This window comes from Allocoleopsis sp. (genome assembly GCF_036703385.1).
GTDB lineage: Bacteria > Cyanobacteriota > Cyanobacteriia > Cyanobacteriales > Coleofasciculaceae > Allocoleopsis.
Genome location: NZ_DATNPA010000740.1, coordinates 1 through 6,367, shown reverse-complemented (window position 1 = coordinate 6,367; position 6,367 = coordinate 1). Strand labels below are relative to the sequence as shown.

At 42.7% G+C, this 6,367-nt stretch carries 5 protein-coding genes; 3 read left to right on the top strand and 2 right to left on the bottom strand.

Features of this window, described 5'->3' with window-relative positions; translation table 11 throughout:
- The first annotated feature begins 135 nt into the window (after nt 1–135).
- The 3 genes from V6C93_RS34895 (at nt 136) to V6C93_RS34885 (ending at nt 3,103) form a co-directional block, all read left to right on the top strand.
- A complete protein-coding gene (locus tag V6C93_RS34895; RefSeq protein ID WP_333481288.1) occupies nt 136–477 on the top strand; it encodes a XisI protein in 342 nt (113 codons plus the stop codon).
- A gap of 460 nt (nt 478–937) precedes the next feature.
- Nucleotides 938–1,165: a KGG domain-containing protein gene (locus V6C93_RS34890; RefSeq protein WP_333481287.1), complete on the top strand. Its 228-nt coding sequence runs from the start codon at nt 938–940 to the stop codon at nt 1,163–1,165.
- A 285-nt stretch (nt 1,166–1,450) separates the two neighbouring features.
- Nucleotides 1,451–3,103: an alpha-amylase family glycosyl hydrolase gene (locus V6C93_RS34885; RefSeq protein ID WP_333481286.1), complete on the top strand. Its 1,653-nt coding sequence runs from the start codon at nt 1,451–1,453 to the stop codon at nt 3,101–3,103.
- A 376-nt stretch (nt 3,104–3,479) separates the two neighbouring features.
- On the opposite strand, the gene V6C93_RS34880 is transcribed toward V6C93_RS34885, so the two are convergent.
- Both V6C93_RS34880 and miaA read right to left on the bottom strand, forming a co-directional pair.
- Nucleotides 3,480–5,012 carry an O-linked N-acetylglucosamine transferase, SPINDLY family protein gene (locus V6C93_RS34880; protein ID WP_333481285.1) on the bottom strand — a complete coding sequence of 511 codons (1,533 nt, stop codon included), beginning with the start codon at nt 5,010–5,012 and terminating at the stop codon, nt 3,480–3,482.
- Between the two features lie 19 nt (nt 5,013–5,031).
- Complete coding sequence (gene miaA, locus V6C93_RS34875) at nt 5,032–5,973, bottom strand: tRNA (adenosine(37)-N6)-dimethylallyltransferase MiaA (RefSeq protein ID WP_333481284.1); 942 nt, start codon at nt 5,971–5,973, stop codon at nt 5,032–5,034.
- Between the last annotated feature and the right edge of the window lie 394 nt (nt 5,974–6,367).

Below are 6,367 nucleotides of genomic sequence, written 5' to 3'. Positions count from 1 at the left end.
AAAAGCCTATTTTCGCCCCCCTAGCCCCCCAATTTTGGGGGGAATAGAATTTAAAGTCCCCCAGAATTGGGGGATTTAGGGGGCTTTCCAGGATTTATGCAAGAGGTCTAATATTGATGAACAGGAGATTGTGCAATGGATAAGCTAAATCACTATCGCCAAATCATCCAAAAAATTCTAACCGAATATCGAGATTGGGCGGCAGGTGCGAATCAACCGGGTGTAAAGGAATGTGTTTCCTTTGATGAGGAGCGCGATCATTATTTCTGGTTTCATGTAGGCTGGGATAACAAGCGTCGAGATTTTGGCGTGACGGTCTACCTCCGCATCGAATACGGCAAAATTTGGATTGAGGAAGATTGGACAAAGCAGGGCATTGCCAATGAGTTATTAGATGCTGGAGTTCCCCCCGAAGACATTGTTCTGGGCTTTCAGCATCCGAGTAAGCGCCCCTTAACCGAATTTGCGTTAGCGTAAGCCTCTGGCAAGAGAATCGCTTAGTCCTAACATGGATAGACTAGATCACTACCGTCATAGTATCTGCCAGTTCTTAACTAAATATATCGAAGCTTGGCAAGAGAAAGCTTCGGGCAAAATCAGATGAAACGACCACGTAGCAGTAATAAACATAAAAGCCTTCTGCCTTTCGCTATGAGAGACTAGTAGGGGGCTAGCTTGAACCAAATAAAATCAAATTTTTACTCTTTTATAAAAAGAATTGCTAGGGTAGTTTTACTTTATTATCCCTTCTTTGGGAGGAGCTAATATTAGCTATCATCAGTGCTGTTTTATTCAGGAATACACCAGGTTCCATTAATTGTTACCTCAGTCATTAGAAAGAGATAACTCCTCCTTCTTCAGAGAGAAGAGATAGCAGTTCTATCCTTTTAGACTGAAGATGCAAAATTCAAAACCCTGAAAAAACAGGAGTACTGCTATGTCAGACACAAGCAAGCGTGGATTTGCCTCTATGGATGAGGAAAAGCAAAGAGAAATTGCTAGCAAGGGTGGAAAAGCTGCCCACCAGAAGGGTACAGCCCATGAGTTTACCTCTGAGGAAGCCAGAGAAGCTGGTCGCAAGGGTGGTGAAACGGTAAGCCAAGATCGCGAACACATGGCTGAGATTGGTCGCGAAGGTGGCAAACAAAGCCACAAAAAAGATTAAAAATCGATATTGTTTTAAAAAAATTAAAAAGCCCTTGTATTACAGGGGCTTTTACAGCTATTTTTATGTGTCATGTATTAGGTGAAATTTTTGTTTCAATAAAATTCTTGTAATTAGGGTTAAAAAGTAGTACTCAAATATTTAAAACTGAGATGTATTTGAATCTTATTTATTGCTAACTTAGATTCTAACTCAAGAAATATCTTACTCTAGAGGGATGTTGTAACCAAGAAATAACTCTGACAATACAGCTGAGCTTGTTTAAAAACTTCCCTCATAAATCTAATGGCTAATTCAATTGAGTTTTCATTATTCGCTCCTTATAACAAAGGAGCTTCTTTAATCGGGTCTTTTTCCAATTGGAACGAAATTTCGATGAAGAAAGGTAAAGATGGTTATTTCCGGACTCAGGTTGAGCTTGAGGATGGAGTTTATCAGTATAAGTTCCGCGTCCAATCGAAATCTTGGTTTTTTGAACCGGATCAATGGGTAGATGTCAATGACCCCTATGCGACCGATATTGATGACCCTACGCAAAACGGTGTTGTCCGTATTAAAGATGGTCAAAAGATTGTTGATACCTACGTTTGGCAACACGATGACAAGCCATTACCGGCTGATCATGAATTAGTCATCTACGAATTGCATGTTGGCGACTTCTCCGGTGGTGAGGCTGACCCTTACGCTAGAGGCAAATATGAACATGTTGTTGAAAAATTAGATTACCTAGCCGACTTAGGGATTAACGCGATCGAGTTGATGCCTGTCAAAGAGTATCCTGGCGATCATAGCTGGGGCTATAACCCTCGGTACTTCTTCGCTACAGAATCCAGCTATGGCACCACTGAGCAGCTGAAGCACCTCATTGATGAGTGCCATGCGCGTGGAATTCGTGTGATTATGGACGGGATTTATAACCACTCAGAAGCCGAAAGTCCTCTGACGCAAATTGACCACGATTACTGGTATCACCACTCTCCCCGCGACCCTGATAACAACTGGGGGCCAGAGTTTAATTACGAATTCTATGACGAAAATCTAGAAACTTACCCAGCGCGTAGGTTTATGGGCGACCAAGTACGCTTTTGGGTTGAGCAGTATCACATCGACGGCATTCGCTTCGACGCAGCACGGCAAATTGCTAACTACGATTTCATGCATTGGATTGTTCAGGAAGCCAAACAAGCGGCTAGCATGAAGCCTTTTTACACCGTTGCCGAACACATTCCTGAAACCACTAGCATTACCAATGCAGATGGGCCGATGGATGGCTGCTGGCATGATAGTTTCTATCACTGCGTTCTGGAACATATCTGCGGTGACACATTTGATATAGAACGCCTCAAGGATGTGATTGATTGCAAGCGGCAAGGTTTTATGGGTGCCACCAATGTTGTAAATTACCTAACCAATCACGACCACAATCATGTTTTAGCAGAATTAGGCGATCGCGGCATTTTGGATGAGGAAGCATTTAAGCGTAGGAGGTTGGGTGCTGTCATCACGATGACAGCTGTAGGAGTGCCCCTTCTCTGGATGGGAGAAGAGTTTGGTGAGTATAAGTATAAAACTCAAGAACAAGCCAAAATCGATTGGACGTTACTCGGTCATGACCTAAATCGCGGTTTGTTTGAGTTTTGCAAAGGCTTAATTCATCTTCGTAAAAGCAATCATGCCCTCTACACGGAAAACATTGACTTCATCCACGAAAATCCAGAAACTAAGGTATTAGCCTACAGTCGTTGGAATGAAGAAGGTTCTCGTGTTGTCGTCGTTGCCAATTTTTCAGATGACTTCTTAGCGGGTTATACGATTCCCAATTTTCCTGAGAATGGCACTTGGCACGAGTGGACTGCTAATTATGATGTGGAGGCTGGGGATAATCAAATAATGGTTGACCTTGGAGGGTATGAAGCCAAGGTATTTGTTTGGCAGTAAGAAAAGCCATATCCATAGCTATAGGGGCATAGCATCATTAATAATCAGCATGAATCCGAGATATCTACGCTGCCCTGCCCCTACAAAAAGCCGCATATATTTTCTAGAATCACAGAGGCGATCGCATATGCGCATCGCTTTTTTCTTGAAACCACAGCTGGACGCCGATGAACGGGGATGGAGCGAATTTTTTTAACTGGCTATGGGAAGAATAGGTATTACAGAGCTATCGCACATTCTCATGACTTGCAGATATACGAAACTTTGTCTGCGATCGCAACTTACCCACCCCAATCAACTAACCTAGAAATAGCGCTCTCCACAAGACATTAACTCATGGTTCACCAACCTTTAAGATGCTAGATACTTAATCAAATCATAGATAGCCCTTGCTCTGCGTCAGATGTTCCCTAACAACTTTTTGATAAAATTCCTCAAGCGCAGCTACAGAAACTTTGTCATCGAAGAGACAATCTTTGTACTCTGCTATGTGCTGTACAATCTGCTGCCGCCATTCAGGTTCTAGCCCCAATCTCACGGCAATTTCAATATATTCTGCTTCATTTTTAGCAATTGTTTCACTTAATCTCAACATTTTTAGCATTCCATAGGACATTCGCCCACGCATAAATTTACCAGGGCAAGTAACCACTGGCAAATTGCAGGCAAGTGCAGCAAGGGTTGTGTTACCTCCCGTAAAACCCAAGGTATCTAAACAAACATCACTGATTGAATTAAGCCTTAAATAATTTTCATGGTTGAGAAACGGGATAAACACACAGTAATCTCGACTATTCTTACCAACAGCAGCAAAAGTCTCTTGAAGTCGCTGCTGTAAAAGCTCTGCACGAACAAATACAAACTGACCTTGCGGAACACGCTGAGCAATTTCAGCAAAAATAAAATCATGCTGAGGTAAGTACTTATAAGGAGCTTGGCAACACAAATAAACAACTGCATCATCCCGCAACCCAAAATCAGAGCGATTTTTTGTTGATAGAGGAACATCAATTTTGGGGTAAGCAATACCCAGATTTGGTAGACAAATCAGTGTCTCTGTGTAGTGCTCCTGAGCATTCTCAGGTTCCATTAGTTTGCTGGATATATAGTAATCGAGCGTGGGTATCCCAGATGTTACTGGGTATCCCCAATCTGTACATTGCACAGGAGCAAGCCGCAACCCAGCGATTGAAAAGGTTAGTGCATCAATTCCCAGCTCTGGAAAGACGAGAATATGTAAATCATCAGTCAAAATTTGCTGGCAGACTGCTTCTATATTTCCCGAAATATGATAAAATACATCACTATATTCCTGGAAGTTTCGCGTAATTGTATCTGGCTGATTTTGGATGTAATAGCAGTAAATTTCAAACTTTTCTCGATCACAGTAACGCAACCAGCCTAGCAACCAATATGTTCCGCTATGATTATGCAGATATCCTGAAATGTAACCAACACGAATCTTTTGATTTTTACCAAGGGGAGGCATTGACCGGGGTTTGACCCAGTTGGGATAATTGGCAGCAGCAATTTGATGAACCAAATTTCCATACTGCCGTTGCAACTCGCGGTCGTTGCCAGCCTGGTAGGCTAAATAAAAGTTTGTAACGTGAGTAATTCCTTCTAGAGCCTTTGTTTTCTCCTCAGGAGCGTTTAAAGAGATTTGCTGAATTAATTTTTTTAACCCTTGTTCAAATCGTTGACGATACAGTGATATTTCATCAGGTGCCTTATACACAATCGGAATAAGCAGATTTTTGAGAAGCTTGAATAAGTACTCTTCGGGGAAAAGTTGCGATGCGTTTTCTGCTGCTGATATAGCCTCTTTTGTTCTTCCGCTTTTATGCAATTTTTGGATTAATTCAAAGTGATGAGTAATGTCGAATTGTATCATTTGCGGATTAATCATTACCTTGGATTAGGTTAATTTAGGAGAATACTGATAGAGGGGAATCGAACGGTTGTATATGCTGCCAGACGAGTTCAATCAGAGCAGGCTCATCTGCCTCAAACCATTCAATTTCCGGATAAGCCCGAAACCAAGTGCGCTGTCGTTTGGCAAATTGGCGAGTGTGCAAAACGGTTAGTTCTTTCGCTTGGCTAAGAGAAATATCACCCGCCAGATATTGTTTCATTTCTCGATAACCTAGAGTATCTAGTAGTGGTAAATCAGCACCGTATTTCTGGCAAAGGGCTTTCACCTCTGCTTCCCAACCCGCAGCTATCATTTGCTCGGTTCGCGTTTCAATACGGCGGGTGAGGACATTGGAGTCGCTACATTCCAAGCCAATCTGAAGAATTGGATAGTTGGGAGGATTCTCGCCTTGTTGCTGGGAAATTGGGCATCCGGTGACATAAAATACTTCTAGTGCCCGTAATGTCCTCAGTTCGTCATTGGCGTGAATCTTTTGGGCCGCCGCGGGGTCAACTTGTTGGAGGAATTGGTAAAGCTGAGTTTGACCGAGTGAAGAAAGTTGCGATCGCAATTCATTGTGTGGTGCAACTCGGGGAATTTTCATCCCCTGTACCACCGAACGGATGTATAAACCTGTCCCACCAACTAGTAAGGGAATTGTACCCTGTGCATGGAAATGAGCAATCAGTTCCTGGGCTTGCCTTTGGTAGTCTGCTACAGTCAACGTTTCTGTAGGTTCGCAGATATCTATTAAATAATGAGGAACCTGCTGCCGTTCACCCACTGAAGGCTTGGCAGTACCAATGTCAAACTCCCGATAAACTTGGCGAGAGTCAGCGCTGAGGATTACCGAATTCAGTCGCTGCGCTAAAGCTAGAGCTAACCCCGACTTTCCTGTTGCTGTCGCACCACAAATGGTGATCAAACCCGGTTGCTGACTATTGAAAAACTCCATCCTGATCTATCAAGTAAATTGATTCCTGAAACAGTCTTGGCGTCTGTTCTCACCCATTTTTGCGTAACAATTGTGGTTTACACGTTGCATGTTGCCAGAAATTTCAGCCGATTCATGATTAACCCACTGATGAGATAGGGTAACAGCACTCTTTTTTGGGAACTGAATGCAAAAGGTTCTGTCAACGTCATGGACGAAAAGTATAGCAAATATAGACAGCTACATCCCCTATCCAAATGACTCATGAAATTGACCTGTAGCCGCCTATAAGGCTTTTGTGCTACACTTTGAGTGTGTTTTCTCATTTTTCGAGAATTGCAACGGCTCTAAGCTTTTATTGGAGAATCCCTTACATGACGAGTAGTTACAGTGCCGATCAGATTCAAGTTCTGGA